The 23,862-nt window shown below is 63.5% G+C and carries 28 protein-coding genes; 11 read left to right on the plus strand and 17 right to left on the minus strand.

What is annotated here, in order from left to right; all coding sequences use genetic code 11:
* Window positions 1-96: 96 nt before the first annotated feature.
* Together LHFGNBLO_RS08625 and LHFGNBLO_RS08630 are read left to right on the plus strand one after the other, a co-directional pair.
* Window positions 97-1,761, plus strand: coding sequence for an FAD-dependent oxidoreductase (locus LHFGNBLO_RS08625; RefSeq protein ID WP_258605877.1), 1,665 nt, complete (start codon window positions 97-99; stop codon window positions 1,759-1,761).
* Window positions 1,761-2,069 carry a UBP-type zinc finger domain-containing protein gene (locus LHFGNBLO_RS08630; RefSeq protein WP_258605879.1) on the plus strand — a complete coding sequence of 103 codons (309 nt, stop codon included), beginning with the start codon at window positions 1,761-1,763 and terminating at the stop codon, window positions 2,067-2,069. Before LHFGNBLO_RS08625 ends, LHFGNBLO_RS08630 begins: the two co-directional genes overlap by 1 nt.
* A 72-nt stretch (window positions 2,070-2,141) precedes the next feature.
* Here LHFGNBLO_RS08630 and LHFGNBLO_RS08635 read toward each other — a convergent pair whose 3' ends face one another.
* The 8 genes from LHFGNBLO_RS08635 to LHFGNBLO_RS08670 all read right to left on the minus strand — a co-directional run bounded on the left by LHFGNBLO_RS08635 (window position 2,142) and on the right by LHFGNBLO_RS08670 (window position 9,753).
* A complete protein-coding gene (locus tag LHFGNBLO_RS08635; RefSeq protein ID WP_258605880.1) occupies window positions 2,142-2,291 on the minus strand; it encodes a hypothetical protein in 150 nt (49 codons plus the stop codon).
* Window positions 2,292-2,418: 127 nt separating this feature from the next.
* The gene (locus tag LHFGNBLO_RS08640) at window positions 2,419-2,598 is read right to left on the minus strand and encodes a hypothetical protein (protein WP_258605882.1); all 180 of its coding nucleotides are present in this window, start codon (window positions 2,596-2,598) and stop codon (window positions 2,419-2,421) included.
* A 109-nt stretch (window positions 2,599-2,707) separates the two neighbouring features.
* Window positions 2,708-3,514 carry an aspartate/glutamate racemase family protein gene (locus tag LHFGNBLO_RS08645; protein ID WP_258605884.1) on the minus strand — a complete coding sequence of 269 codons (807 nt, stop codon included), beginning with the start codon at window positions 3,512-3,514 and terminating at the stop codon, window positions 2,708-2,710.
* Window positions 3,515-3,568: 54 nt separating this feature from the next.
* Window positions 3,569-4,810, minus strand: coding sequence for a D-amino acid dehydrogenase (locus tag LHFGNBLO_RS08650; RefSeq protein ID WP_258605885.1), 1,242 nt, complete (start codon window positions 4,808-4,810; stop codon window positions 3,569-3,571).
* A 139-nt stretch (window positions 4,811-4,949) separates the two neighbouring features.
* A complete protein-coding gene (locus LHFGNBLO_RS08655) occupies window positions 4,950-6,125 on the minus strand; it encodes a cystathionine gamma-synthase (protein ID WP_258605887.1) in 1,176 nt (391 codons plus the stop codon).
* Window positions 6,122-7,546 (minus strand): pyridoxal-phosphate dependent enzyme, encoded by a 1,425-nt coding sequence (locus LHFGNBLO_RS08660; RefSeq protein ID WP_258605889.1) that lies wholly within the window; start codon window positions 7,544-7,546, stop codon window positions 6,122-6,124. Before LHFGNBLO_RS08660 ends, LHFGNBLO_RS08655 begins: the two co-directional genes overlap by 4 nt.
* Window positions 7,547-7,886: 340 nt before the next feature.
* Entirely contained in the window at window positions 7,887-9,242 is a 1,356-nt protein-coding gene (locus tag LHFGNBLO_RS08665; protein ID WP_258605891.1) for an FAD/NAD(P)-binding protein, read from the minus strand.
* A gap of 34 nt (window positions 9,243-9,276) precedes the next feature.
* Window positions 9,277-9,753, minus strand: coding sequence for an RrF2 family transcriptional regulator (locus tag LHFGNBLO_RS08670; protein WP_258605893.1), 477 nt, complete (start codon window positions 9,751-9,753; stop codon window positions 9,277-9,279).
* 726 nt (window positions 9,754-10,479) lie between these two features.
* Between LHFGNBLO_RS08670 and tauA the strand changes: the two genes are divergently transcribed.
* The 4 genes from tauA to LHFGNBLO_RS08690 all read left to right on the plus strand — a co-directional run bounded on the left by tauA (window position 10,480) and on the right by LHFGNBLO_RS08690 (window position 13,447).
* Complete coding sequence (gene tauA / locus LHFGNBLO_RS08675) at window positions 10,480-11,493, plus strand: taurine ABC transporter substrate-binding protein (protein ID WP_258605895.1); 1,014 nt, start codon at window positions 10,480-10,482, stop codon at window positions 11,491-11,493.
* Window positions 11,494-11,605: 112 nt separating this feature from the next.
* The gene (locus tag LHFGNBLO_RS08680) at window positions 11,606-12,379 is read left to right on the plus strand and encodes a taurine ABC transporter ATP-binding protein (RefSeq protein WP_258605896.1); all 774 of its coding nucleotides are present in this window, start codon (window positions 11,606-11,608) and stop codon (window positions 12,377-12,379) included.
* On the plus strand, window positions 12,376-13,236 hold the full coding sequence (locus LHFGNBLO_RS08685; protein WP_258605897.1) for an ABC transporter permease subunit: 861 nt from the start codon (window positions 12,376-12,378) through the stop codon (window positions 13,234-13,236). The genes LHFGNBLO_RS08680 and LHFGNBLO_RS08685 overlap by 4 nt, the downstream gene beginning before the upstream one ends.
* A 19-nt stretch (window positions 13,237-13,255) precedes the next feature.
* Complete coding sequence (locus tag LHFGNBLO_RS08690; RefSeq protein WP_258605899.1) at window positions 13,256-13,447, plus strand: hypothetical protein; 192 nt, start codon at window positions 13,256-13,258, stop codon at window positions 13,445-13,447.
* Between the two features lie 29 nt (window positions 13,448-13,476).
* On the opposite strand, the gene LHFGNBLO_RS08695 is transcribed toward LHFGNBLO_RS08690, so the two are convergent.
* On the minus strand, window positions 13,477-13,662 hold the full coding sequence (locus tag LHFGNBLO_RS08695) for a hypothetical protein (protein ID WP_258605901.1): 186 nt from the start codon (window positions 13,660-13,662) through the stop codon (window positions 13,477-13,479).
* Between the two features lie 302 nt (window positions 13,663-13,964).
* On the opposite strand from LHFGNBLO_RS08695, the gene LHFGNBLO_RS08700 reads away from it, so the two are divergent.
* From LHFGNBLO_RS08700 to LHFGNBLO_RS08710, 3 genes are all read left to right on the plus strand, one after another.
* Complete coding sequence (locus LHFGNBLO_RS08700; RefSeq protein WP_258605902.1) at window positions 13,965-14,324, plus strand: septal ring lytic transglycosylase RlpA family protein; 360 nt, start codon at window positions 13,965-13,967, stop codon at window positions 14,322-14,324.
* A gap of 313 nt (window positions 14,325-14,637) precedes the next feature.
* Window positions 14,638-15,915 carry a polyhydroxyalkanoate depolymerase gene (locus tag LHFGNBLO_RS08705; RefSeq protein ID WP_258605904.1) on the plus strand — a complete coding sequence of 426 codons (1,278 nt, stop codon included), beginning with the start codon at window positions 14,638-14,640 and terminating at the stop codon, window positions 15,913-15,915.
* 231 nt (window positions 15,916-16,146) lie between these two features.
* Window positions 16,147-16,764 carry a transglutaminase-like cysteine peptidase gene (locus LHFGNBLO_RS08710; RefSeq protein ID WP_258605906.1) on the plus strand — a complete coding sequence of 206 codons (618 nt, stop codon included), beginning with the start codon at window positions 16,147-16,149 and terminating at the stop codon, window positions 16,762-16,764.
* 18 nt (window positions 16,765-16,782) lie between these two features.
* On the opposite strand, the gene LHFGNBLO_RS08715 is transcribed toward LHFGNBLO_RS08710, so the two are convergent.
* From LHFGNBLO_RS08715 to LHFGNBLO_RS08730, 4 genes are read right to left on the minus strand one after another with little or no spacing between them, the layout of a single operon-like run.
* Window positions 16,783-17,154, minus strand: a complete 372-nt coding sequence (locus tag LHFGNBLO_RS08715; protein ID WP_258605907.1) for a helix-turn-helix domain-containing protein — start codon at window positions 17,152-17,154, stop codon at window positions 16,783-16,785.
* A 10-nt stretch (window positions 17,155-17,164) separates the two neighbouring features.
* Window positions 17,165-17,701 (minus strand): Smr/MutS family protein, encoded by a 537-nt coding sequence (locus LHFGNBLO_RS08720; RefSeq protein WP_258605909.1) that lies wholly within the window; start codon window positions 17,699-17,701, stop codon window positions 17,165-17,167.
* Window positions 17,698-18,846, minus strand: a complete 1,149-nt coding sequence (locus tag LHFGNBLO_RS08725) for a murein transglycosylase A (protein ID WP_258605911.1) — start codon at window positions 18,844-18,846, stop codon at window positions 17,698-17,700. Before LHFGNBLO_RS08725 ends, LHFGNBLO_RS08720 begins: the two co-directional genes overlap by 4 nt.
* Before the next feature lie 25 nt (window positions 18,847-18,871).
* The gene (locus LHFGNBLO_RS08730; protein WP_258605913.1) at window positions 18,872-19,579 is read right to left on the minus strand and encodes a Tim44/TimA family putative adaptor protein; all 708 of its coding nucleotides are present in this window, start codon (window positions 19,577-19,579) and stop codon (window positions 18,872-18,874) included.
* A gap of 199 nt (window positions 19,580-19,778) precedes the next feature.
* On the opposite strand from LHFGNBLO_RS08730, the gene LHFGNBLO_RS08735 reads away from it, so the two are divergent.
* Together LHFGNBLO_RS08735 and secB are read left to right on the plus strand one after the other, a co-directional pair.
* Window positions 19,779-20,279 carry an FxsA family protein gene (locus LHFGNBLO_RS08735; RefSeq protein WP_319944232.1) on the plus strand — a complete coding sequence of 167 codons (501 nt, stop codon included), beginning with the start codon at window positions 19,779-19,781 and terminating at the stop codon, window positions 20,277-20,279.
* Between the two features lie 99 nt (window positions 20,280-20,378).
* Window positions 20,379-20,879, plus strand: a complete 501-nt coding sequence (secB, locus tag LHFGNBLO_RS08740; protein ID WP_258605917.1) for a protein-export chaperone SecB — start codon at window positions 20,379-20,381, stop codon at window positions 20,877-20,879.
* Window positions 20,880-20,975: 96 nt separating this feature from the next.
* Here the strand turns inward: secB and dnaQ are convergent, their stop codons facing one another.
* The 4 genes from dnaQ to LHFGNBLO_RS08760 form a co-directional block, all read right to left on the minus strand.
* Window positions 20,976-21,701, minus strand: a complete 726-nt coding sequence (dnaQ, locus tag LHFGNBLO_RS08745; protein ID WP_258605919.1) for a DNA polymerase III subunit epsilon — start codon at window positions 21,699-21,701, stop codon at window positions 20,976-20,978.
* An 86-nt stretch (window positions 21,702-21,787) separates the two neighbouring features.
* A complete protein-coding gene (gene coaE, locus LHFGNBLO_RS08750) occupies window positions 21,788-22,372 on the minus strand; it encodes a dephospho-CoA kinase (RefSeq protein ID WP_258605921.1) in 585 nt (194 codons plus the stop codon).
* Entirely contained in the window at window positions 22,369-23,211 is an 843-nt protein-coding gene (locus LHFGNBLO_RS08755; protein ID WP_258605923.1) for a shikimate dehydrogenase, read from the minus strand. The genes coaE and LHFGNBLO_RS08755 overlap by 4 nt, the downstream gene beginning before the upstream one ends.
* On the minus strand, window positions 23,204-23,797 hold the full coding sequence (locus tag LHFGNBLO_RS08760) for a Maf-like protein (RefSeq protein WP_258605924.1): 594 nt from the start codon (window positions 23,795-23,797) through the stop codon (window positions 23,204-23,206). Before LHFGNBLO_RS08760 ends, LHFGNBLO_RS08755 begins: the two co-directional genes overlap by 8 nt.
* Between the last annotated feature and the right edge of the window lie 65 nt (window positions 23,798-23,862).

The raw sequence follows: 23,862 nt of genomic DNA on the forward strand, positions 1-23,862 counted from the left end.
TTCGCCCGGGCTCTTTGTTGCCGCCAACCTCCCCACCCGGCTAGCCCTCGAACAAACCACTTCAAACCCGACGACCCCAGCGGTACGATCGAAACCATGGCTCCATCCACGCTCGTCACTCGTCGTGACCAGATGTTCCCCACGCTGGCTGAGGCGGACATCGATCGCATGCGCCGTTTCGGCGAGGCCAGCGCCTATGCCGCGGGCGAGCACATCGTCAGAGCCGGCGATGTGGCGCCCGGATTGATCGTCCTCCTGTCGGGCAAGGTGGATATCACGCAGGATGGCGGGCTCGGCCGGCGCGAAACGATCGTCACCCACGGTCCGGGCAGTTTTGTCGGCGAGCTGGCGCAGCTTTCGGCCCGCCCGTCGCTGGTCAATGCCGAGGCCGCCGAACCGGTGGAGGCCTTCGTCATCCCAGCGCAGCGGCTGCGCGACCTGATGGTGCAGGAGGCCAATCTCGGCGAGCGCATCATGCGGGCTCTGATCCTGCGCCGTGTCGGCCTGCTGGAAAGCGGCAGCAGCGGGCCGGTCATCATCGGACCCGCCGGCAATGGCGACACGTTGCGGCTGCAAGGTTTTCTGGCGCGCAGCGGCCAGCCGCACCGGGCGCTGGATTCCGACAGCGATCCTTGCGCGAAAACGCTGATCGAGCGCTTCCACGTCGACCCGCATCATCTGCCGATCGTGCTGTGTCCGGACGGCAAGCTGCTGCGCAATCCCGGCGAGAAGGAGCTCGCCCGCTGCATCGGCCTGCTGCGGCCGATCGACGCCACGAAAGTCTACGACGTGGCCATCGTCGGCGCCGGACCGGCGGGGCTGGCGGCTGCGGTCTATGCGGCGTCCGAAGGGCTTTCGACGATCGTGCTCGACTGCCGCGCCTTCGGAGGGCAGGCGGGCGCCTCCTCGCGCATCGAGAACTATCTCGGCTTCCCCACAGGCATTTCGGGCATGGCGCTGATGGCGCGCGCCTACAACCAGGCGCAAAAGTTCGGGGTCGAAATGGTGATCCCTGACGAGGCCAAGCTGCTCAGCGGGGCAAGCGACGGTTACAGGCTCGATGTCGGCGACGACGAGAGCGTGCGGGCGCGTACGGTGGTGATCGCCAGCGGCGCGCGCTACCGCCGCCTCGATATCGCCAATCTTGCACAATTCGAGGGGGCGTGCGTGCACTATTGGGCGTCGCCGATCGAAGCGCGGCTTTGCGCCGGCCAAGAGGTGGCGCTGGTCGGCGCCGGCAATTCGGCCGGGCAGGCGGCTGTCTATCTGGCCAGCCATGTCCGGAAGGTGGCGCTGCTGGCGCGCGGCCGCAGTCTCGATGCCACCATGTCGCGCTATCTGGTCGAGCGCATCAAGGCACAGCCGAACATCGAAGTGCTGACCGAGACCGAGGTTGAGGCGCTGGACGGCGACGAGGGCAATCTTGGCACGATCCGTTGGCGTCACCGTGCCAGTGGCGAGGAGACAACGCGGCCGATCCGCCATCTCTTCCTGTTCATCGGCGCCGACCCGAATACGGACTGGCTGGCGCAATGCAACGTGGCACTGGACGCCAAGGGTTTCGTCCGCACCGGATCGGACATAGAATCGGGGCTGATGGAAACGAGCCGCAGCGGGGTGTTTGCCATCGGCGACGTCCGCTCCGGCTCGGTCAAGCGGGTCGCGGCCGCTGTCGGCGAAGGCGCCCAGGTGGTGGCGGCATTGCACGCATATCTGGCGCGCGGCAACGCCGTCGCGCCTCAAACGGCCAGGAGAATTTGATGGCAGATGAATGCAGACATGCGCATGACATCAAGGACGTGACGCCGAGCGCACTCGGCTGCGAGGAATGCCTGAAGAGCGGCTCGCAATGGGTGCATCTGCGGCTGTGCCGCACCTGCGGCCATGTCGGCTGCTGCGACGACTCGCCCAATCGTCACGCCACCAAGCATTTTCACGCCACCCGCCATCCGATCATCGAAGGCTACGATCCGCCGGAAGGCTGGGGATGGTGCTATATCGACGAGGTGTTCCTCGACCTCGGCGACCGCGCCACGCCGCAGAACGGTCCGATCCCGCGATTTTATTGAGGGGGCGCCAGTCCGGATGCTGAGAAAGAAAAAGCCCGGCTCGCCCGAGCTTTTTCTTTGCGGATGAAGCAGTCAGTCTCGCCGTTCCGGCATTGGGGCAGGTTCCTGGTTCTCCACGCTGTTTTCGTTCACCTGGAGAGCCTTTCCCTCAACCTTCTGTTTCCTGGGCTTGTCGCTGGACTGCGGCGGGCGCTTCGGATTTTGCGGGGTGTTGTCGTTCACGTCGAGGGCTCTTGTCATCATGTCCTCCAGTTGCTTTCCTGGAGCACAATGTTCGACGGATGCGTGCGGTTCCCCGGCAAGGAAGGCGCTCTTCCGAACAGGCGTACGCTGCCGGCTGTTGCGCCATTTATCGCACGGAGCCTGTGACGGTCGGGTCGATCGTCGTCGGAACGGATTTGCGTTCGTTGCCGGCAAGGGCCGCAATGATCAGCAGACTGGCAACCACCGGCACGAACAGGATGGCGACGCGGGCTTGCACGTAAAAAATGGCGCGCCATTCGTGGCGCTTTTCGGGGCTGTCGCTCATCGTACTCACTTTGTCATGCCCCCCAGGGGGTGACATAGCGGCGAACGGTTAAACAACCCCTTCCGGTTCTGTTAACACCTCGGATTTCGAACCCTCGCAAGGCTGGCGATCAGCCGACCTGCAATCCGAACAGCCTGCCGCCAGCGGGCACGACATCATCGACACCGGCGAGCCGCAGGCAATGCCAGGCCATGGCATGATTGCTGGAGGTGACCGGAATACCGATGCGCTTTTCCAGCCCGGCCGCCGCTTCGGCAATGCGCAGGCTGGTGCAGGAGATGAAGATCGCATCTACGCCCGGGGTGGCGGCCATCCGCTCGGCCGCGGCTTCGATCGAGGCGACCGAGATGCGGGCGGCTTCGCGGTCGTCGCGGCGGTCGAAGGTGGCGACGGCTGCAATGTTGAGGCCGCGCCCGGTGAAATAGGCGACGAGGTTTTCGTTGATTTGCGGCGCATAGGGCGTCAGCAGGCCGATGCCCTTGGCGCCGAGCGCCTTGAAGGCTGCCAGGGCCGCGGTGACCGGCGTGGTGCAGGCGACGCCGGGCCGCACCTTCCTGATCTCGGCAAAGACAGCCTCCTCGCCGAGCGTCATCGTCGCCGAGGTGCAGCCGAAGCCGACGACATCAAGCGGGATGCTGGGCAAGATGAGGTCGGTGGTGGGCGCGATCCGGGGGCCGATGGCGCGCAGCGTCTCCGGCGTGATGTCGTTGTCGTTGAAGACGCGTGCTTCGTAGAAGGCGACACCGGGAATGCGAACCAGCGCGCGGAATTCATGCTCCAACGTCTGGTCCGTGGCCAGCACGACAAGGCCGATCGCCGCGCGTGAGGCAAGACCGCCATCGAGGTCGGACGGCAATACGCCAAGGTCGACCGGACCGGAGGATTGGGGGACAGAGGCAGCAAGTCTGGCGGACATAGCGTTCCCTTTCTTGGTTGAGCATGACCTTTCGGATCCCTTGGGATCATGCTCTCAGTTCAAAAGCCCATCCATGGAAATGGCGGGCCGGCGCCCGGCGATCAGATCGGCGGTGATGCGGGCCGAGCCATGCGACATGGTCCAGCCGATGTGGCCGTGCCCGGTATTGAGGTAGAGGTTGCGCAAACGCCGTTGTCCGAACTCGGGCAGATTGTTCGGCGTCATCGGCCGCAGACCCGCCCACATTTCGGCGCGGTCGTAGTCGGCGCCTTCGGGGTAGAGCTCCTGCGTCACGCCCTTCATGAAGGCGAAATCGGCGGGCTTGTGACTGGTGTCGTAGCCGGCGAACTCTGCCGTCGCGGTGACGCGGATACGGTCGCCGAAGCGCGAGATGGCGACCAGATTGTGTTCGTCGATCGCGGCGATGGTCGGTGGCTGCGGCCGATTGCCGACGGGAATGGTCAGCGAGTAGCCCTTGATCGGATAGATCGGCAGGTTGATGCCGATCGTCCTGGCAAGGATCGGACTGTGAGAGCCGAGCGCCAGCACATAGGCGTCGCCCTTGAAGGGTCCCTTGTCAGTGAGCACCTGAGTGATGCCATCGCTCGATGTCTCGATGCCGGTAATGGTGGTGCCGGTGTGGATGGCGCCGCCGCGTTCAACCACCTTGGTCGCTAGCGCCCGGGTGAATTTGGCCGGGTCGCCGGTCTCGTCGGTCGGACAATAGATGCCACCTGCAATCTTTTCCTTCGCGGACGCCAGCGATGGATCGAGCGCGACGATGGCTTCGCGGTCGAGCACTCTTATCTCCTGCCCGTCGGACTCGAGCACCTTCATATGCTCGACACCCTTGTCGAGCGCCTGCTGGCTGCGGTGGAAATAGACGATGCCGCGGTCGTTGCGGTCGTAGTCGATGGCTTCGTCGGCGACGACTTCGCGCAGGACAGTTTGCGAATAGGCAGCGAGCCTATGCTTGAGCAACGTGTTCCGCTTCGCCTTCGCCGCCGTGCATTCCATCAGGAACAGCCACGACCAGGAGTAGAGCCGCGGATCGGCCGAGAATTTGAAGCGCAGCGCCTGATCCCTCAGCACCAGTGATTTCAAGAGGATCATCGGCGCCCTGGGCGACGACCAGACGAAGGAATGGCCCGGCGCGATCATGCCGGCATTGCCCCAGCTGGTCTCGGCGGCGACTTGCGGCTGGCGCTCGATGAGCACCACCTCGTGGCCGTCCTTTTGCAGCTGATAGGCGGTGGTGACGCCGACGACGCCGCCACCCAGCACCACTACGCGCATGACGCCTCCGGGGATCGCAAAGTGAGTACACTCTAGAATGGAATCTGAAATTGCAAAGTCCGGACGTGTGGTCCACGGGCTGGGCGCCGCGAAGGCGAGGCGATGGCTGGATCAAGTCTCGCTTGCCGAAAAGGGTCGTTCAGCTCTTCAGTGCCTGTTCCAAATCCGCAATCAAATCATCCCCGTCCTCGATGCCGGCCGAAAGCCGCACCAGCGAATCGGAAATGCCGATGGCGGCGCGTTTTTCTGCTGGGATCGAACCATGGGTCATGATGGCAGGATGCTCGATCAGGCTTTCGACGCCGCCGAGGCTTTCGGCCAGAGTGAACAGTTGCGTGCGCTCAAGAAAGCGTTTCGTGGCGGCGAGGTCGCGGTCGAGCTCGACCGTTATCATGCCGCCGAAGGCATGCATCTGCCGCTTGGCAATGGCGTGCTGCGGATGGCTGGAGAGGCCGGGATAGATGACGCGGCGGACGTCGGGGCGGCGCTCCAGCCATTGCGCAATCTTCAGGCCATTGGAGGAATGGCGCTCCATCCGCAGTGCCAGGGTCTTGATGCCGCGCAGCGCTAGAAAACTGTCGAACGGGCCTGAAATGGCGCCGATGGCGTTCTGCAGGAATTTCAGTTGGGCGGCGAGATCCTTGTTGTCGCCGACCACGGCGACGCCGCCGACCATGTCGGAATGGCCGTTGAGGTATTTGGTCGTCGAGTGGACGACGATGTCGATGCCGAGCTCCAGCGGCCGCTGCAGATACGGGCTGCAAAACGTGTTGTCGGCGACTGTGAGCAGGCCCTTGCGCTTGGCCAATGCCGCAACGCCTTCGAGGTCGACGATGCGTAGCAGCGGGTTGGTCGGCGTCTCGACCCAGAGCAGTTTTGTTTCGGGGCGGATCGCCGCTTCGACGGCGGCAAGGTCGGTGAAGTCGACGAAAGAGACCTGCAGATTGGCGGAGCGCTTGCGCACCCGTTCCATCAGTCGAAAGGAGCCGCCATAGATGTCGTCGGTGGCGACGATGTGCGCGCCGGCATCGAGCAGTTCGAGCACGGTGGCGATCGACGCCAACCCCGAGGCGAAGGCGAAGGCGGCCGAGCCGCTTTCGAGATCGGCCACCGCGCGCTCGAAGGCAAAGCGGGTCGGGTTCTGGCTGCGGGCATATTCAAAACCCTTGTGCACGCCGGGCGACTGCTGGCCGTAGGTCGAGGTGGCATAGATCGGCACCATCACCGCGCCGGTGAGTGGGTCGTGGCTCTGGCCGCCATGGATGGTGCGCGTCGAAAAGGCCAGGCGGTTCTTGCCGGGTGCGTTGATGGTCATCGTGCGCGCCTCAAATGGTTGATCAGGTCGATGCGGGTTATCAGACCGACGAACTCGTCGCCATCGAAGATGATTGCGACTTCGTTGCGGTCGAACACCGGCAGCAGCGCATCCAGCGTCTGGCTGGCCTGCAGCGTGTGCAGATTGGAGGTCATCGCCGTGCGCACTGGGCCGTTGAAGCGCTCCCAGCGCCCGTCATGGGGACCATCGACCTTGGCCAGAATATCGCTTTCGTCGACGATGCCGACCAGCTTGCCATTGTCCAGCACCGGCAGCTGCGAAACATCGGAGCGGCGCATGCGGCCATAGGCATTGAGCAGGCTTTCCTCCGGACCGACGGAGACCGTATCGCCCGTGCGATGCGAACGCATCACCAGGTCGCGCAAATCGCCATGATGCTCCTGCTCGGCAAGGCCTTGCTCGGCCAGCCAGAAATCGTCGAACACTTTTGACAGATATTTGTTGCCGCTGTCGCAGACGAAGGTGACGACCCGCTTCGCAACCGTCTGCTCACGGCAATAGCGCAAGGCTGCCGACAGCAGCGTGCCGGAGGACGAGCCGGCCAAAATGCCTTCCTTGGACAAGAGGTCGCGCACTGCCAGCATGCTCTGCTTGTCGGGAATGGAGTAGGCCTTCTTGACCAGCGACAGATCAGCATTGGGCGGGACGAAATCCTCGCCGATGCCTTCGACGGTCCAGCTGCCGGCCTCTTCCAGCTTGCCGGTCTTGATTAGGGGCGCCAGCACCGAGCCGACCGGATCGGCCAATATCATTTCGGTCTTCGGCGAGACCTCTTTGAAATGGCGGCCAAGCCCGGTCAGCGTGCCGCCGGAGCCGACACCGACGACCACGGCGTCGACGTCGCCTTCGAGTTGCGAGAAAATTTCCGGACCGGTGGTGGTTTCATGCGCCAGCGGATTGGCCGGATTGGCGAACTGGTTGGCGTAGAAGGCGCCGGGCAGCTCGGCGGCGATCTTTTCGGCCATGTCCTGATAGTATTCGGCGTGGCCCTTGCCGACGTCGGAACGCGTCATGCGCACTTCGGCGCCGAGCGCGCGCAGATGCTGGATTTTTTCGCGCGACATCTTGTCGGGCACGACAAGGATGATGCGATAGCCCTTGGGGATGCCAACCTGGGCGAGGCCGAGACCGGTATTGCCGGCGGTCGCCTCGACGATCGTGCCGCCGCGCTTGAGCTTGCCCTGCTTTTCGGCGGCGGAGATCATGGACAGCGCGATGCGATCCTTGATCGAGCCGCCGGGATTCTGGCTTTCGAGCTTGATGAACAGCCGGCACTTGCCGGTATCGAACTTGGTCAGTTCGACCACCGGTGTCTGCCCGATCAGGTCGAGGACCGATGCATAGGGCGGGCGCAGGCGGGATGAGGCGCCGTCAGGTGCGGCGATCTTGTGCTCGGTCATATCGGATGCTCCATGATCAAGCGGCCGCCACGGGGACAGGCGGCGAGCCTATCGTCTTTTCCAGCGGTTTGCAGTTGGAAAGAAGATAGATCGTGCCAATCAACCGGCCAGACGAGGAATGAAATTCCAGTGTTTGGTCGCAGGCCGGCGGGACAGCGCCCCCCTCTGGCCTGCCGGCCATCTCCCCCTCGAGGGGGGAGATTGGATGTGCAACGGCTTTCGCCAACTCTCGGACGTTGTGAAGAACGGCGCTGTTGGCGAAGCTGCCGATCTCTCCCCGTGAGGGGGAGATGTCCGGCAGGACAGAGGGGGGCGCCGTAGAGCGCTGACCTCCAGCAGCTCAACCCAGCAACTGTTTGCTCAGCCTTGCGCACTGGACGCGGATATCGGGGATGGCGTCGATCTCGAAGAAGGTGCCTCGGGTCAGCGGCCCGACCGCCAGGATCTTGGCCGATACGGAACCATCACTGGCAATGATCTCGCAATTGGCAGTCACGTCGAGGCCAAGGCGCAGCGGGTCGGGCCGCGCCAGGCCGCGGTCGACCAGCGAGCGCACCACGCTGTTCGACGTGGTCGAGATGTCCCTCGCAATGCCCGTGCAATCGTAGATGCGGGCGACGTCGAATGTTTCGAGACGCTGCGTGTGGCGGGACTGGACCTCCACGGTGAATCCGTCGCCTGCCGCAATAGTGACGATGCGCCCGGCGACAGGACGGATGCGGCCCGATTGCACCGCCTCGGTGACGCGAGCGTAAACCTCGGGCGCCATGCGATGGCGGTGGATGTCCCACCAGGCCTTGGTGTGCTCGACAAAGCGACGCTTGGCCGAGGACGGCCAGTTCTGCCAGATTTTTTGGTTGAAGGGCCTGAGACCGTCGACCACGTCGCGCCAGTCGATACCGGCCTTCTGGTTCTCCCGGATCAGGTCGCGGAACCAGCCGACAAAATAGGACAGCTGGGTGCCGAGCGGAATGTCGGCAACGTCGAGCTTGATCGGGTTGCCCTTGCGGTGCGGCGAGGGTAGCAGGCCGCGCCGCGACAGTGCGACGATCTCACCGCGATGGCCGCGCTGTTCGAGTGCCAGGAACGCATCGACCATGCTCAAGCCGGTGCCCAGCACGAGGACTCGGGCTTCGGGATCGAGCGCCGTGTCGGCCTCCGATCCCATCCTGATGGCGTGGCCCTGGCCGGCGCCCGGCTCCTCGTCATGTCCGGTCGCCAGCACGGCAAGGTGGGCGACGACGCTGGTGCCATTGGCCAGCGCCACCTCCACCCCGGAGCCGGTCGGCGAGATCGATAGGCTCTCCTCGCGGATCAGGCGAAGCCGTCCCGACTGCTGTTCGCGGGCCTCGAGCTCGTCCAGCAGTTCCTTGAGGTAGCGGGCGTAGACGCTGCGCGGCGCATAGACCGGCGCCTGCTCGGGCGTTGCCAGGCCGCGCTCAAGCATCCAGCGCCAGAAATTGCCGGGGTCGTCGGCATAGGCGCTCATGCCGGCCGCACTGACATTCAGCACATGCGCCGACAGCAGCGTGGAATAAGCCATGCCCTGGCCGAAATGCGGACGCTTCTCGATCAGCGTCACGCGCAGATCTGGATTGGGCGATTTCAGGAGATGTGCGGCAAGGACGACGCCACTGGCGCCGCCGCCGACAATGATGATCGAGTTGGGGATGATCGAATTGGCGCGCCCGATCATGCGTGCACCTGCTGCCGCAGGCTCAGCCGTTGATTCAGGCCTGGACTTTCACCGCAACCGGAAGGTCGTCGATGTCCCTCGCGACCGTAAGGTCGTCGAGGCCGATATCGCGCATCTCGGCTAGGCTGCGCTGATCGAGCACCTCGGCGATCGCCTGCCGGACCTCGAGCATCAGATGTCGGACTTGGCATGTCGCCTCGTTGCAGTCTTCACAGCGCTGATACTGGGTGCGGCTGGCGCAAGGAATTGGCGCAAGCGGCCCGTCGAGCACGCGCACGACATGGCCGACCTTGATCTCATCGGCCGGGCGGGCAAGACGATAGCCGCCGTCCTTGCCCTTGCGGCTCTGCACGAACCCGGCATTGCGTAACTCGCCGAGGATGGCGTCGAGGAATTTCTTCGGGATGTTGTTCCCGGCCGCGATATCGCCAACGAAGGCGAGCTGTCCAACCGGCAATTGCGCGAGGTGTACGAGCGCCTTGAGGCCGTACTTACCCTTTTTTGTGAGCATAAACCGAACGTTTCTCTGTCATGCGATGGCTTGCGGCCATCGGTTGCGAAACGCCTGGCGTGCCTCCCCGCCGCGTCCAAGCATCCATGACACATAAATTCTAGTGACATGATATACAAGCCGAGAAACGTTGATTTTGCTCGATTTTCAAGCGGCTGTGGCCGTTTTTTCCGGCCTTTGTGCCTTTGAGAGCACAGAAATGCGCTCGGCCGGTAGCAGGGCGACAAAGGGCGGCACGCTTGAAGGCTGATGCATGCCGCGAACGATCGTGGTGATGCGGTGGTCGCTCATCGTCGCCTCCAACTCGTCAATGTCGATAAGACTACTATACTTAGCCTCGAACACGCGGAAAGGGTTTTCAAATCGCTGGCTGTTTGAGGCATGGATTTGCTGACTGGCGAGCGTGGGGGGAATTCTCGTCCGCAGGCTGCAGCAATCGCCAGCCTTTTGAAACGCTGCGGTGCTCGAAGGTCACGGCCAAAGAATGCAGCGGCGGAGAATGAAAGACGCTCCCTCCTGACGAACCTGGGCAGGCATCTTCTCCACTCGTCTGTCGATAGCAGGCGGACGTCGACCACAGCCGCCACATCCGCCTCGCCAGCCCGTCACCGACAGCTTTTTTCTAACAAGCCCGCTTCGGTTGGAAGGATTTAACTCTACAAGAACGATAGAATTAGCTGACTATGAAATGGCAATCCGGTTTTCTCATTTTTCATGGAGCCTTTCATGTCCACCATTACGCGACGTATCGTTCTCCTGTCGTCGGCAGCGCTTGCGGGTGCGGCCTTCCTCAGCCCGGCCTACGCGGACGACCTCAAGATCACCATCGGCTACCAGACGGTGGTCGAACCCTCGAAAGTGCCGCAGGCCGACGGCGTCTATGAGAGCGCGACCAAGGCCACGATCGACTGGCGGAAATTCGATTCCGGCGCCGATGTCATCGCCGCGGTGGCTTCCGGCTCGGTCGACATCGGCTATGTCGGATCGAGCCCGCTGGCCGCGGCGGCCAGCCGCGAATTGCCGATCCAGACCATCTTCATCGTCGGCCTGATCGGCGAATCCGAAGCGCTCGTTGCCCGCAACGGCGCCGGCATCGAGAAGATCGCCGACCTCGCCGGCAAGAAGGTGGCCGTACCCTTCGTCTCGACCACGCATTACAGCCTGCTTGCCGCGCTGAAGCATGAGAACGTCGATCCGAAGTCGGTCGAGATCCTCAATCTGCGGCCGCCGGAAATCGCTGCCGCCTTTGCGCGCGGCGACATCGACGCGGCCTATGTCTGGGATCCGGCGCTCGGCCAGATCAAGACCAGCGGCAAGGTCGTGCTGGATTCCTCGCAGGTTGCCGCCTGGGGCGCGCCGACCTTCGACGCCTGGATCGTGCGCACCGACTTTGCCGAGAAGAATCCGGAAGCGGTGCGCGACTTCGTCAAGGTGACGGGCGCGGCCTATGCCGAGTTCCTGGCCAAGCCGGACGCCTGGTCGGTGTCGTCGCCACAGGCGGCGAAGATCGCCAAGATCACCGGCGCCAAGCTGGAAGACGTGCCGCTGCTGCTCAAGGGCTATGTCTTCCCGACGCTCGACGAGCAGGCATCGGACAAGTTCCTCGGTGGCGGCACGGTCAAGGCGATCGAGGCGGCATCGGCCTTCCTCAAGGAGCAAGGCAAGATCGACGCCGTGCTTTCAGACTATTCGAAATACGTGTCGTCGAAATACGTCACCGAGGCGCTGGCTTCCAACTGACCCTAACGCGCGCGCGTCTTCTTCCCGGACGCCGCGTGCTGCCTGCCCCGAACCGCTGACGAGGAGCGGCTTCGGGGCAGGCAAATCTTCTTCAGATGTTCCGCGAGGCTCCATGCCGCATCTCGTGCTTGATAAGGTCTCGGTTCATTATGACGGCCAGGCAGCGCCGGCCGTCGAGCGCGTGTCGATCGATGTCGCCAAGGGCGACTTTGTCGTGCTGGTCGGCCGCTCCGGCTGCGGCAAGACCTCGCTGCTCAATGTCGCCGCCGGCCTGGTCGCGCCGGTGCGTGGCAGTGCTGCGATCGACGGCAGGCCGATCACCGGCCCAGGCTCCGACCGGGCCGTGGTGTTCCAGAACGACGCGCTGTTTCCGTGGCTGACCGCGCGCGAGAATGTCGCCTTTGCTCTGCGGCTGCGCGGCGTCCGGCCGGCTGAACGGGCGCGGCGCGCCGACGACCTTTTGGCGCTGGTCAAACTCGACAGCGCCGGCGACAAGCGTATCTGGGAACTGTCCGGTGGCATGCGCCAGCGCGTCGGCCTGGCGCGCGCCTTGGCCGCCGAACCCGAATTCCTGCTGCTCGATGAACCGCTGGGCGCGCTCGATGCGCTGACACGCGAGCGCATGCAGACGACGCTGCTCGATCTGTGGACGGCAAGCCACGCCGGTGTGCTGATGGTTACGCACGGCATCGAGGAAGCGCTGGTGCTGGCCACCCGCATCGTCGTGCTGGCCCCCGGGCCGGGACGAGTGGTGCAGACTTTCGAAACGGGCTTCAGCCGGCGTTACGCCGGAGGCGAAGCCATTCGCAGCATCAAGGCCGACCCGGCCTTTGCCGTGGCGCGCGGCGAGCTTACCGACGCGATCTTCGAGGGAGAGGCGGCGTGACCATCTCCTCCTACACGGAACGGCCGATCGCCAAGCTCGACGAGACCGCTGCCTTGTCGGTGCCGTGGTCGCGACCCAGCCCGAAGCGCAAAGGCATTTCGGCCCGCGTGGTCAACGCTGTCACCATCCTCGCCGTGCTGGCGGTGTGGGCGCTGTCGGCCCGCCTGCAGCTGGTGTCACCAGTCTTTCTTCCCTCGCCCGTCGCCGTCTGGAACAAATTCATCGTGGTTATCAGCGACGGCTTCGTCGACGCGACGCTGCTCCAGCATATTGCCGCCAGCCTGGGCCGCGTGTTCGCCGCCTTGATCGCGGCCATCGTCGTCGGCGTTCCGGTGGGCCTCGCTATCGGCATCAGCACCATCGGGCGCGGCATTTTCGATCCGTTGCTTGAATTCCTGCGGCCGATCCCGCCGCTCGCCTATCTGCCGCTTGTCGTCATCTGGTTCGGCATCGGCGAGCCGTCAAAGATCCTGGTGATCGCCATCGCCATGCTGGCGCCGGTGGCGCTTTCGACTGCCGCGGGTGTACGTGGCGTGTCGCAGGAGCGCATCAACGCCGCCCGCTCGCTTGGCGCGACACAGCGCCAGGTGGTCCGGCATGTGATCCTGCCCAGCGCGCTGCCCTCGATCCTGACCGGCCTGCGCATCGCGCTCGGCGCCGGCTGGTCGACGCTGGTCGCCGCCGAGCTGGTGGCGGCGACACGCGGGCTTGGCTTCATGATCCAGTCAGCCGCCCAGTTCCTCGTCACCGACGTGGTGGTGATGGGCATATTGGTGATCGCGGCCATCGCCTTCGTGCTGGAATTCATCATCCGCCGGATCGAGCGCCAGCTCGTTCCGTGGGCGGGACGCGAATGAACTGAAAGGAGAGACACGGATGATCGACCATTCGACCACAACGCTGTTTGCCTTTCTCGGCAAGCAGCTTCGTTTCACCCGGGTCAGGGACATGCGGCCGGCCGACGACGAACCGCGATCGCCCACGCCGGTCCGCCTGGACGCCGAGCGCGACCGCCTGCAGCCGCGCGACGAAGGTTTCTACTGGGCCTGGCAATACTGGTCGCAGTGAATGGTGTCGGTGCGAATTGTGACGCCCGATCAGATGCGCGAGCGGTTCGCCCAAGCCAACCCTGCCAGGCCGATCAGCACGGTGACGATGCCAATATAGAGCCATTGCGACTGGCCGGTCATGAAGCTTCCCCTGACAAGGCCGAGCCCCTGCAGCGACCACAGCACGCCAATGGCCAGCACAAGCAATGCCAGCAGATTCCTGACCAGTCTCATCGTTGGAATCCCTTTCCCAAGTCGATCTCGAACTGCATCGTGGCCGCGATAAAAGTGCGAAAGGAAGTGGTCCAGTCGCGTGTGTTTCTACTTGCATAGTAACGTCGAATCTTGCCGAAGATATCCCGATACCGGCACGATAATCACGAGCGATACAGCGGTGCATGGTTAAAGAATCCTGACAAACTGTTTCCTGCTGACTCCAAACGTGTGCCATCGCCACGGAACCGCCAGACGTTTGCCGCATTTCCTGCCTTATTCGACCCCTACCGGCTCAGGTCTGTTAACGGAGTCATTTCTACATGAAGAAGAACACCCAGACCGCGCTTGTCGCGGTGACGATAGCGGCTGGCCTGATGGTCGGCGCATCCGTCTCCCCCGCCGCCGCTCAATGCGGCCGTGCCTCGTGGTACGCCCTGCACTCCAAAACCGCTTCCGGCGAGCGCATGAACCCGTCGGCAATGACCGCGGCGCACCGCAGCTTGCCGTTCGGCACGAAGCTGAAGGTGACCAACCGCAACAACGGCCGCAGCGTCGTCGTGCGCATCAACGACCGCGGCCCGTTCATCAAGGGACGCGTGCTCGACCTGTCGAAGGGCGCCGCCAGTCGCCTCGGCTTCATCGGCTCGGGCCATACCTCCGTCTGCATGGCGCGCGTCTGACCTGTCTCGTGTCCGGCTCCATGCCGGGCATCGCATGCTGAAGACGCGCGGCGCGCTTTTTCTCTTATGCATGTCGTTATCCCCAAAAAACCGCAGCGCACTTCTGGCGACATGCATCCGCCTTCGCAGCCGCACATTGAGCCGGCTCTTGCCGTTCGAGACTGATTCTCAATGGGTTGGACGAAAGGATGAGAATATTTCACGTAACGTGACGTATTGCATCGCAGCAATTAGTTGTTAACCTCCGCGCGAGATTCTAGGGCTCGGCGCTGCTCGTCGTCCCCTTCGGTCGTATGCAGCAGCGGGGTTCTTAATGTTCTACCAGCTCTACGAAATGAACCATGCAGTCTTGCAGCCCGCCCGCGCCTACGCGGATGCGGTGCGGATGCTTTACACCAATCCGCTCAATCCGTTTTCGCATACGTCCTGGGGCCGTTCGGTCGCGGCGACCGCCGAATTGTTCGAGCGCACCACGCGTCGCTACAGCAAGCCGCGTTTCGACCTGACGAAGACCGTGATCGACTGGAAAAGCGTCGACGTCACTGAAAAGACCGTCTGGTCACGCCCGTTCTGCAATGTCCTGCGCTTCGAACGGGCTGTTCCCGCCGAGAGAAAGCCGGATCCTAAGCTGCTGATCGTGGCGCCGATGTCCGGCCACTATGCGACGCTGCTGCGCGGCACCGTCGAAGCGATGCTGCCCCATGCCGATGTGCACATCACCGACTGGGTCGATGCCCGCATGGTGCCGCTTGCCGACGGCAGCTTCGACCTCGACGACTATATCGACTACATCATCGACATGCTGCACGCGCTGGGCCCCGACACTCATGTCATGGCGGTTTGCCAGCCCTCGGTGCCGGTGCTGGCGGCGGTGGCGCTGATGGAAACGCGCGGCGACCCCTTCGTTCCCTCGACCATGACGCTGATGGGCGGGCCGATCGATACCCGCCGCAACCCGACGCAGGTCAATCTGCTGGCCAAGGAAAAGGGCATCGACTGGTTCCGCGACAACGTCATCATGCATGCGCCCTGGCCGGTGCCGGGCTTCGGCCGCGAGGTCTATCCCGGCTTCCTGCAGCTTTCGGGCTTCATGAGCATGAACCTCGACCGCCACATCACGGCCCACAAGGACTTCTTCATGCATCTGGTGAAGCATGATGGCGACAACGCCGTGAAGCACCGCGATTTCTACGACGAATATCTGGCGGTGATGGATCTGACGGCGGAATTCTATCTGCAGACCGTCGATACCGTGTTTGTCCGTCACGCTCTGCCCAAGGGTGAGATGATGCATCGCGGCGTCGCCGTCGATCCCAAGGCGATCCGCAATGTCGCGCTGTTCACCGTCGAGGGCGAGAACGACGACATTTCCGGTCTCGGCCAGACCCAGGCCGCGCACGACCTCTGCCCCAACATCCCCGCCGACAGGCACGCCCACTACGTACAGCCGGCGGTCGGCCATTACGGCGTCTTCAACGGCTCGCGCTTCCGCTCCGAAATCGTGCCGCGGATCGTCGACTTCATTACCAGTTACGGCCGACAAAGCCGCGTTGCGGTGAAGCCCAGGCTGGTCCGCTCGGCCAAGGGCTGAAGCAACGGCACGCAGCGCCGGCCTATCTTTTTGTTTGAGCAGGATCTTTTCCGGGAACCGGATCCCACTTTTCGCGGTCACGCTCTGGCTGCTGCCCAACCGATCTGTTGCACAATAGCCGCTGTTGGGGAGGTGCGGGTAACCATGCCAGAGAATCTGTTTCTCTTCACAATTGACACGGACTGTAAATCCCCTTTAACCTTTCGTTAACAACAAGGGCGAACGGGGACAATGACTTCCTCACCGATGGCACGGACGCTGCGCTTGTGTGCAGTCGCAGGACTGGCATTTTCGGGATGCTGGGCTGGAGCAGCTTCGGCGGCCGGGCCGATGGTCACCGGTGGCCCGACCTCGCAACCGATCGGACATTATGATTTTTGCCGGGCTCATCCGGGCGAATGCTCGATCCGCCCGAGCAACCTCGCACCCGCCACGATGACCGATGCGCTCATGCGCAAGCTGGCCAGCGTCACCGCAAAGGTCAACGCCGCCGTCAAGCCGATGAGCGACTATGACATCTACGGCAGGGACGAGGTCTGGGCGTATCCCGACAACGGCGTTGGCGACTGCGAGGACTATGTCCTGGAAAAGCGTCGCGACCTGAACCGCATGGGTGTGTCGCTGGCCGATCTTCTGATGACCGTCGTGCGCAAACCCGACGGCGAGGGCCATGCGGTGCTGACCGTGCGCACCGACAAGGGCGATTACGTCCTCGACAACCTGACCGACAAGGTTCGCTCGTGGGACCAGACCGGCTATCGCTTCCTCAAGCGGCAGGCGATCGACAATACCGGCCGCTGGGTTTCGATCCGCGGTGGTCAGCAGGTTCTGGTCGGCGCCGTCCAGTAGAATTTCCGACGGACAGATTCACCTCGCCGTGCGACCAAGCGCGGCGCGGATCGATGCGGTGATGCAGCGAAGCTCCGCTTCGTCGAGTTTTTCGATGTTTTCGGCCAGGAGATTGGCCAGTTCCGTCGCGGCGGGGGTGAGGCCCGACGTGTCGATCTTGACGCGCGGATGCGAGGCCTCGGCCAACCGCGCCAGCTCCTCGGCATCGTCCCAGATGACGTTGAAGTAGCCGATGATCTTCTGGATCAGCGTCCAGGTCGGCGCGCCCCGGCGGCCATGCTCCAGCGCCGAAAGGTAGGCAGCGCTGACGCCGATCGCCTCGGCCATGACCTTTTGACTGACGCCGCGTTCATTTCGCAGCGCCCGAAGCTTTTCGCCGAACGGGGTCACAGCCAAGTCCTCATGGGCGGAGCCGTCGCACGCGGATGTAGAGCGCGCCCGAGCCGCCATGATTACGCGCCGCATGATCATGGCTGGAGACAAGCGGCCGGAAAGCCGGCGTCGACAGCCAGGCCGGTACGGCACGCCGCAAGACGCCGTCGCCACCCGACGACGAACCCTTGCCGGTGATGACCAGCACATAGCGGATGCCGCCGGCATGCGCCCGGTGCAGGAACGAAAACAGCAGCGAATAGGCCTCGTCCTGGGTCAGGCCATGCAGGTCGACGCGACCTTCGATCGGCAGCCGGCCCTTCGACAGCTTGTCCAGTGTCGGTTCGTCGAGTGCATGGGAGACATGCTGCGCCTTCGGTTTCGGGACCACGGCCGGAACACCACCAGCCTGGGCCGGCGATGGCGTTGGCCTGGTCTCAACGCCGAAGTCCGGAATATCGACGGCGGTTCTGCCCTTCAGCGGCTTGGCGGTGCGCGCCACCAGGTTCCACAGGACCCGGTCGTCCTCGCTCAGCCTGGCTTCGCTGTCTGAGCGCCGGGTCATCGGACCGCCCCTGCAACGAGCGAGCGTGGGACCAGCGCATAGAAATCGGCGGCATTGCGGACGATCCCGGCGATCTCGCCGGCGGCATCGCCCGATCCGGCGAAGAGATCACCCCGCGCGGGCCCGGTGATGGCCGAGCCGGTGTCCTGCGCGATCATCAGCCGCCGGAACGGCTTGCTGTCGAAGGCGGTCAGCGAAGGCGCATCGATGTAGAACGGCGTGCCGAATGTGTGGAGCAGGCGGTCGACAGCAACCGAGCGGCCCGGCGTCAACGGCACCTTGGCGGCGGCAATCGGACCGAGTGCCGCATCCTCGACCGCCGCTTCGCGGAAGAAAATATAGGAGCGGTTCTGCCACAGGATCTCGTCGATGCGATCCGGATGCGCCTTGAACCAGGCGCGGATCGACTGCATCGTCACTTTCTCCAGCGGAATCTCGCCGATTTGGCTGAGAATCTTGCCCGGTCCGGTAAAGCGCTGGCCGGACTTGGCGGCATAGGTGATGCGGCGCAGCCGCCCGTCGGTCATGTTCAGCCGCGCCGCGCCCTGCACATGGATGAAGAAGGCATCGACCTTGTCGGCGAGCCAGGCGATTTCCAGGCCCTTGCCGGCCAAGCCCTCGCCGGGCAAGTCCTCGCCGGCAAGCGCGCCGCGCTCGATCTCGCCACGGTCTAAATATTCCACCGGCCCGTGCGGCGTGTCGCGGGCAAAAGCGAGATAGGGATCCATGCCTGAGGGACGGCTGGCGTCGTCGATGTCGATGAGATCGGCCGGGCGCGACAGCAGCGGCACCGTGAAGCGGTCCGTGCGCACCGGCGAGGCCTCGACCTCCGGTTCGTAGAAGCCGGTGACGAGGCCACCGTCTTCGGCTTCTATGCGGGCAGGAGAGAAATAGCGTTCGAAGAAGCTGCGGGCTTCATTCCGAGCCGAAAACGAGGGTCGATTCGGCAGCGAAACGGCGCGCGCTTGCGCATAGGCCTCGGCAAAGGCGGTGAAGTCGACGCCGAGCGCGCCCGAACGATAGGGCCTGGCCAGGACATGGAAGGCCGAGCGCCGGAAGGCGGCAAAAGCCGCCAGATGATCGTCATCACCCCAGCCGGGGAGATCATCGAAGGATTTTTCGACAAAGAGAGGAGATAGCGACACCGGAGCCTCGCCGCTGACCCCGGGCTCAGTCTTCTTCCTCGGTGGCGACGAGCTTCCAGTTCGGATCGCGCGAGCGCGTGTCGCGGGCGAAGGTCCAGACATCCTTGACCTCGGCGACGGTTTCAGGATCGCCGTCGATGACCGCACCTGCCTTGTCGCGGGTCGCCGAAATCAGTTCGCTGATGATGCGCAAGGTGAGATGGGCCTCGCCCCCCTTCATCTCGGCGGAGACGATGTCGGCCTTGTCGATGCCGACGAAGGAGGACTGGATCTTTTCCGATTTCGCCTCGCGGTCGCCAATTGCGGCGACGAAGCCGTCATAGACCTCGCGCGACAACAGGTTCTTGAGGGTTTTGCGGTCGCCGTCGGCATAGGCCATGACGATCATCTCATAGGCCATCTTGGCGCCGTCGACGAAGGTCTTCGGATCGAATGTCGGATCGTTGTCCTTGATCGTCCGCAGGCCTTTGTTGAGGTCCGTGTCAGGCTTGGCGAAGGCGTCGATCTCTGCATAGGTGTCGCCAACCGGCTCTCCCGGCGCCCGCTTGCGCGGCAGCGAAACCACATTCTCGGGTTTCTGGGCGGCATCCTTGTCGCCCGTGCGGCTCGCCGTATAGGGATCGAAGGGCGGGCGTTCGCTTCCCGTGCGGCGACCGAGCACATTGCGCAGCTGGAAAAAGATCACCACCGCCGCGATCAGAAAGAAAATCGTGCCGAAGTCGAAAAATCCCATATCTTCCGCCAATCGATCCCTACCCTGGCCGGACCGCCGGCCAATCAACAGGCCGCGGTCGCATAGCGTTCAACATTCAAAGCATATAGAACGCATGGCGCAATCATTCAAATCAAAGGCAGCCATACCTATCTAACAGCCTCAGTGCCAGCGGCGATTGCTCGCCGGCCGGCAAAACATGGAAACGATCGGTCAAGACTTGCGCATTTCGCTGCTCCCTCTGCTTGTTCTCGCACTCCCGCTGCTGGAAATTGCCGGTTTCGTCATTGTCGGCAGCCAGATCGGGGCATTGGCGACCGTCGGCCTGGTGCTGGCTTCCAGCATCGCCGGTGGCTTGCTGCTCAGGCATCAAGGCTTCGGCGTCATGACACGCGTCCGCGCCGAGATGGACGCCGGGCGCGATCCAAGCCACCAGCTCGCACATGGCGCGATGATCGTGCTGGCGGCAATCCTGCTCATCATTCCGGGTTTCATCACCGACATACTGGCCATTCTGTTGTTGTTGCCGCCGGTTCGGAACCTTGCCTGGCGGATGCTGAAAAGCCGCATCGTGCTGGCGACCGATTTCGGCACTGGCGGTTTTAGGGCCCGGCAGCGCGGCAAGACCATCGATCTCGAAGACGGCGACTATTCGCGCGCCGACGACTATGGCCGCGGACCGGATCACAATTCGCCCTGGCGCCGCCTCAAGGACGAGTAGCTGAAGGCGGCAAACCTTGTCTTGTCATGCCGACCATGGTAGCGAACGCCCGATTTCAATTCGGGCCGCATCGTCGCCCAGGCAAAAGGACAACGGCTCATGGCCAGCAAAGATGACGCGCCGGTCGGCGCCGCCAATGGCAACGGCAACACGGAGCAGCCGTCGCTCAACGTGCTTGCCCAATATGTGAAGGACCTGTCCTTCGAAAGCCCCGGCGCACCGAATTCGCTGCGCGGCCGCGACAAGGCTCCGGGCATCGCCATCAACGTCAATGTCAACGCCAACCCGCTTTCGGACAAGCAGTTCGACGTCAACCTGACGCTGAACGCCAAGGCTTCCTTCGATCAGGAAGTGCTGTTCAATGTCGAGCTGGTCTATGGCGGCGTGTTCGCCATCAGCGGCTTCCCGCAGGAGCACATGCTGCCGATCCTGTTCATCGAATGCCCGCGGCTGCTGTTCCCGTTCGCCAGGCAGATCATTGCCGAAGCGACGCGCAATGGCGGCTTCCCGCCGCTGATGCTCGACCCGATCGATTTCGCGCAGATGTTCCAGCAGAAGCTGGCCGAGGACCAGGCGGCGGCGAAGGTCAAGGTGAGCTGAGGTAACTCTGCACAGTGATTTGAAAAAGCCCGGCCTTTGTGCCGGGTTTTTTGTTTGGAGATGCCCGGCAGGGCAGAGGGGGGGCACGAAGGATCGCTACCGATCCAGTGTTCCGGTTAGGCCCGCCGCCACCCGCAGCCAGAGCGCTTTTTCACCCAGCGTGCCGACCATGCCGGCATGCGCGGCACGCTCGGCGTCGGTCAGACGCGGCGCCAGGGGGACTGGTCGCACGCCGATGGTAATGTCGATATAGTCGACATCCGTCCTTCCAGCAGAAGGCGAAGCGACACTGTCGAGGATGAGCGCTGCCTGCTTGCCGCCGATGAGCTCGATATAGACCTCGGCCAGCAATTCCGAATCGAGCAAGGCGCCGTGCTTGGTGCGATGGCCGTTGTCGATGCCGTAGCGCCGGCACAGAGCGTCCAGCGAATTGGGCCCCATCGGATGCTTGCGGCGCGCCAGAGCCAGCGTGTCGACGACAAGCCCATTGTCGATGAGCGGGTGACCCAGCCGGCCGAATTCGACATTGAGGAAGCCGATGTCGAAAGTGGCGTTGTGGGCGACCAGCTTGGCGCCATCGATAAAGGCTAGCCACTCCTCGGCAATCTCGGCAAATGTCGGCTTGTCCTTCAGGTCAGCCGCACTGATGCCGTGCACCGCCTGCGCTTCGGCGTGAACCGCGCGTCCCTGCGGATTGATGAATTTGTGGAAGGTGCGGCCGGTCGGAAAGCGGTTGACCAACTCGACGCCGCCAAGCTCGATGACGCGGTCTTCGCGGGAATCGAGGCCGGTGGTTTCCGTGTCGAAGATGATTTCGCGCATCGAATCAGTCTGCTGGAGGCAAGGTCCCGCACAAGATGGCGACGCGGGGCCGAGACAGCAAGCGTCAGCGGACAGGCTTGCCGCGCTTATCCCCCGACCAGCTCGCTGACGATGGCCTTGACCGCCGCGCGCGCGGCATCAACGCCTTGTCCGGTGTCGATGACGAAATCGGCACGTTTGCGCTTTTCGGCATCGGGAACCTGTTTTGCCAGGATCGACGCCAGCTTCTCCTCGCTCATCCCCGGCCGCGCCAGCACGCGGGCGCGCTGGATTTCCTTTGGCGCGGTGACGACGACGACCTTGTCGACGCGACCCCGGCCGCCCGTTTCGAACAGCAGCGGGATGTCGAGGACGACGAGCGGCGCGCCGGCGGTACGGTTTTTCGCCAGGAAGGCGTCGGCATCGGCGCGGACCAGCGGGTGGACGATCGCCTCCAGTTTTTTCAGCGCGGCAACATCGCCAAGCACGCGCCCGGCCAGCTCTGTGCGATCGACCGAACCGGAAACGGTTGTTCCGGGAAAAGCCGCTTCGACAAGGGGAACGGCATTGCCGGCGTAGAGGCGATGCACGGTCTCGTCGGAATCATGGACCGGAACGCCAGCCTCGGTAAACATCTTTGCCGTGGTCGACTTGCCCATGCCGATCGATCCTGTGAGGCCGAGCACGATCATTGTTTGGCGCCGATATCGGCGACGATGAGTGCGCGCAGATCAGCGGTGACCTCCGGCCGTTTGCCGAACCAGCGCTCGAAGCCCGGTACCGCCTGATGCAGCAGCATGCCAAGCCCGTCGACTGTCTTCAGGTTTCTCGCGCGCGCTGCAGCAAGCAGCGGCGTCTCCAGCGGCACGTAAACAATGTCGGTGACGATGGCCCGGTCCGGCAATCTGACCGGATCGGCCGACAGGCCTTCATTGCCGTGCATGCCGAGCGCCGTGGTGTTGACCAGCAGGCCGGCTCCGGCAAGCAGTTCGTTGGTCGCGTCGAAGCCATGGGCGGAAACGCCGGCGCCGAAACGATGCTGCAATTCCTGCGCTCGGGCGAGCGTGCGGTTGACGATGCGGATGTCGCTGACGCCACGTTCAATCAACGCATGGATGACGGCGCGGGACGCGCCGCCGGCGCCAAGCACCACCGCCGGACCATTTCTTGCCCAGTCCGGCGCATGGTCGTCGAGATTGGCGGCAAAGCCATGCGCGTCGGTATTGCCACCCCACAATTCGCCATCCTCGAACCAAAGCGTGTTGACAGCGCCGATCTGTTCGGCGGCCTCATCGCGGCGATCGACCAGGGCGAAGGCGGCCTCCTTGTGCGGAATGGTGGCGTTGCCACCCTGGAAGCCATTCTCCCGCAGCGTTTTCAGGAACGTGGCAAAGTCGTCCGGCGCGACGTCGATCGGCTGGTAGCTGCCTTCGATGCGGTATTTGGCCAACCAATGGCCGTGGATCTTCGGCGACCGCGAATGCGCGATCGGGTGGCCGGTGACGAAAGCTTTTTTCTCGACCTCAGCCATCGATGGCTCCGAGCGCGCGAAGTTCCGCCAGCACCGGCAGAAGCGGCAGGCCGACAATGGTAAAGTAGTCGCCTTCGATCTTTTCGAAGAGCTGAATGCCTTCGCCTTCGATCTGGTAGGCACCGACGCTGGCCAATGCCTTCATGCCGACCCGCGCCAAATGGCGGCCGATAAAGGCCGGATCGAGCTTGCGCATGGTGAGACTTGCTATGCCGACATGCCGCCACAGAACCTCGCCGTCGCGCATCAGCACGCCAGCGCTGTTGAGCTGATGCGTCTTGCCCGACAGCGCCAGCAGATGGCGGCGCGCGCCTTCCATGTCCGCCGGCTTGTGGAACACCTCGTCACCGAGCGACAGCGTCTGGTCGCAGCCGAGCACCAGGGCCCCAGGCTTGCGCTCGCTGACCTCGGTGGCCTTGGCTTCGGCAAGGATCGCGGCAACGTCTTCGGGCGAGACGCCTTCCAAAGGCGCTTCGAGCGCGCGTTCGTCGACGTCGGCGGGAACCGCCTCGATGTCGAGCCCGGCATTGAGGAGCATCGCCTTGCGGAACGGACTGCCGGAAGCGAGGATGATTTTTTCGGTCATGGGTTCGCCCGGTTAATCGTCGTTGACCGCCGCGATGCAGAAGGTTTCCAAAGGTTGGCGGGGCG

Source organism: Mesorhizobium sp. AR10, assembly GCF_024746795.1.
Lineage (GTDB): Bacteria > Pseudomonadota > Alphaproteobacteria > Rhizobiales > Rhizobiaceae > Mesorhizobium.

Coding starts and splice junctions, on each gene's coding strand:
- LHFGNBLO_RS08730 (WP_258605913.1), bottom strand. CDS start 19,579: ATGGGATTTTTCGACTTCGGCACGATTTTCTTTCTGATCGCGGCGGTG.
- LHFGNBLO_RS08645 (WP_258605884.1), bottom strand. CDS start 3,514: ATGTCCGCCAGACTTGCTGCCTCTGTCCCCCAATCCTCCGGTCCGGTC.
- LHFGNBLO_RS08690 (WP_258605899.1), top strand. CDS start 13,256: ATGATCGACCATTCGACCACAACGCTGTTTGCCTTTCTCGGCAAGCAG.
- LHFGNBLO_RS08760 (WP_258605924.1), bottom strand. CDS start 23,797: ATGACCGAAAAAATCATCCTCGCTTCCGGCAGTCCGTTCCGCAAGGCG.
- LHFGNBLO_RS08755 (WP_258605923.1), bottom strand. CDS start 23,211: ATGGCTGAGGTCGAGAAAAAAGCTTTCGTCACCGGCCACCCGATCGCG.
- LHFGNBLO_RS08695 (WP_258605901.1), bottom strand. CDS start 13,662: ATGAGACTGGTCAGGAATCTGCTGGCATTGCTTGTGCTGGCCATTGGC.
- LHFGNBLO_RS08660 (WP_258605889.1), bottom strand. CDS start 7,546: ATGACCGAGCACAAGATCGCCGCACCTGACGGCGCCTCATCCCGCCTG.
- tauA (WP_258605895.1), top strand. CDS start 10,480: ATGTCCACCATTACGCGACGTATCGTTCTCCTGTCGTCGGCAGCGCTT.
- LHFGNBLO_RS08710 (WP_258605906.1), top strand. CDS start 16,147: ATGACTTCCTCACCGATGGCACGGACGCTGCGCTTGTGTGCAGTCGCA.
- LHFGNBLO_RS08670 (WP_258605893.1), bottom strand. CDS start 9,753: ATGCTCACAAAAAAGGGTAAGTACGGCCTCAAGGCGCTCGTACACCTC.
- LHFGNBLO_RS08705 (WP_258605904.1), top strand. CDS start 14,638: ATGTTCTACCAGCTCTACGAAATGAACCATGCAGTCTTGCAGCCCGCC.
- LHFGNBLO_RS08680 (WP_258605896.1), top strand. CDS start 11,606: ATGCCGCATCTCGTGCTTGATAAGGTCTCGGTTCATTATGACGGCCAG.
- LHFGNBLO_RS08640 (WP_258605882.1), bottom strand. CDS start 2,598: ATGAGCGACAGCCCCGAAAAGCGCCACGAATGGCGCGCCATTTTTTAC.
- LHFGNBLO_RS08665 (WP_258605891.1), bottom strand. CDS start 9,242: ATGATCGGGCGCGCCAATTCGATCATCCCCAACTCGATCATCATTGTC.
- LHFGNBLO_RS08650 (WP_258605885.1), bottom strand. CDS start 4,810: ATGCGCGTAGTGGTGCTGGGTGGCGGCGTCGTCGGCGTCACCACCGCC.
- LHFGNBLO_RS08625 (WP_258605877.1), top strand. CDS start 97: ATGGCTCCATCCACGCTCGTCACTCGTCGTGACCAGATGTTCCCCACG.
- LHFGNBLO_RS08700 (WP_258605902.1), top strand. CDS start 13,965: ATGAAGAAGAACACCCAGACCGCGCTTGTCGCGGTGACGATAGCGGCT.
- LHFGNBLO_RS08630 (WP_258605879.1), top strand. CDS start 1,761: ATGGCAGATGAATGCAGACATGCGCATGACATCAAGGACGTGACGCCG.
- coaE (WP_258605921.1), bottom strand. CDS start 22,372: ATGATCGTGCTCGGCCTCACAGGATCGATCGGCATGGGCAAGTCGACC.
- LHFGNBLO_RS08655 (WP_258605887.1), bottom strand. CDS start 6,125: ATGACCATCAACGCACCCGGCAAGAACCGCCTGGCCTTTTCGACGCGC.
- dnaQ (WP_258605919.1), bottom strand. CDS start 21,701: ATGCGCGAAATCATCTTCGACACGGAAACCACCGGCCTCGATTCCCGC.
- secB (WP_258605917.1), top strand. CDS start 20,379: ATGGCCAGCAAAGATGACGCGCCGGTCGGCGCCGCCAATGGCAACGGC.
- LHFGNBLO_RS08720 (WP_258605909.1), bottom strand. CDS start 17,701: ATGACCCGGCGCTCAGACAGCGAAGCCAGGCTGAGCGAGGACGACCGG.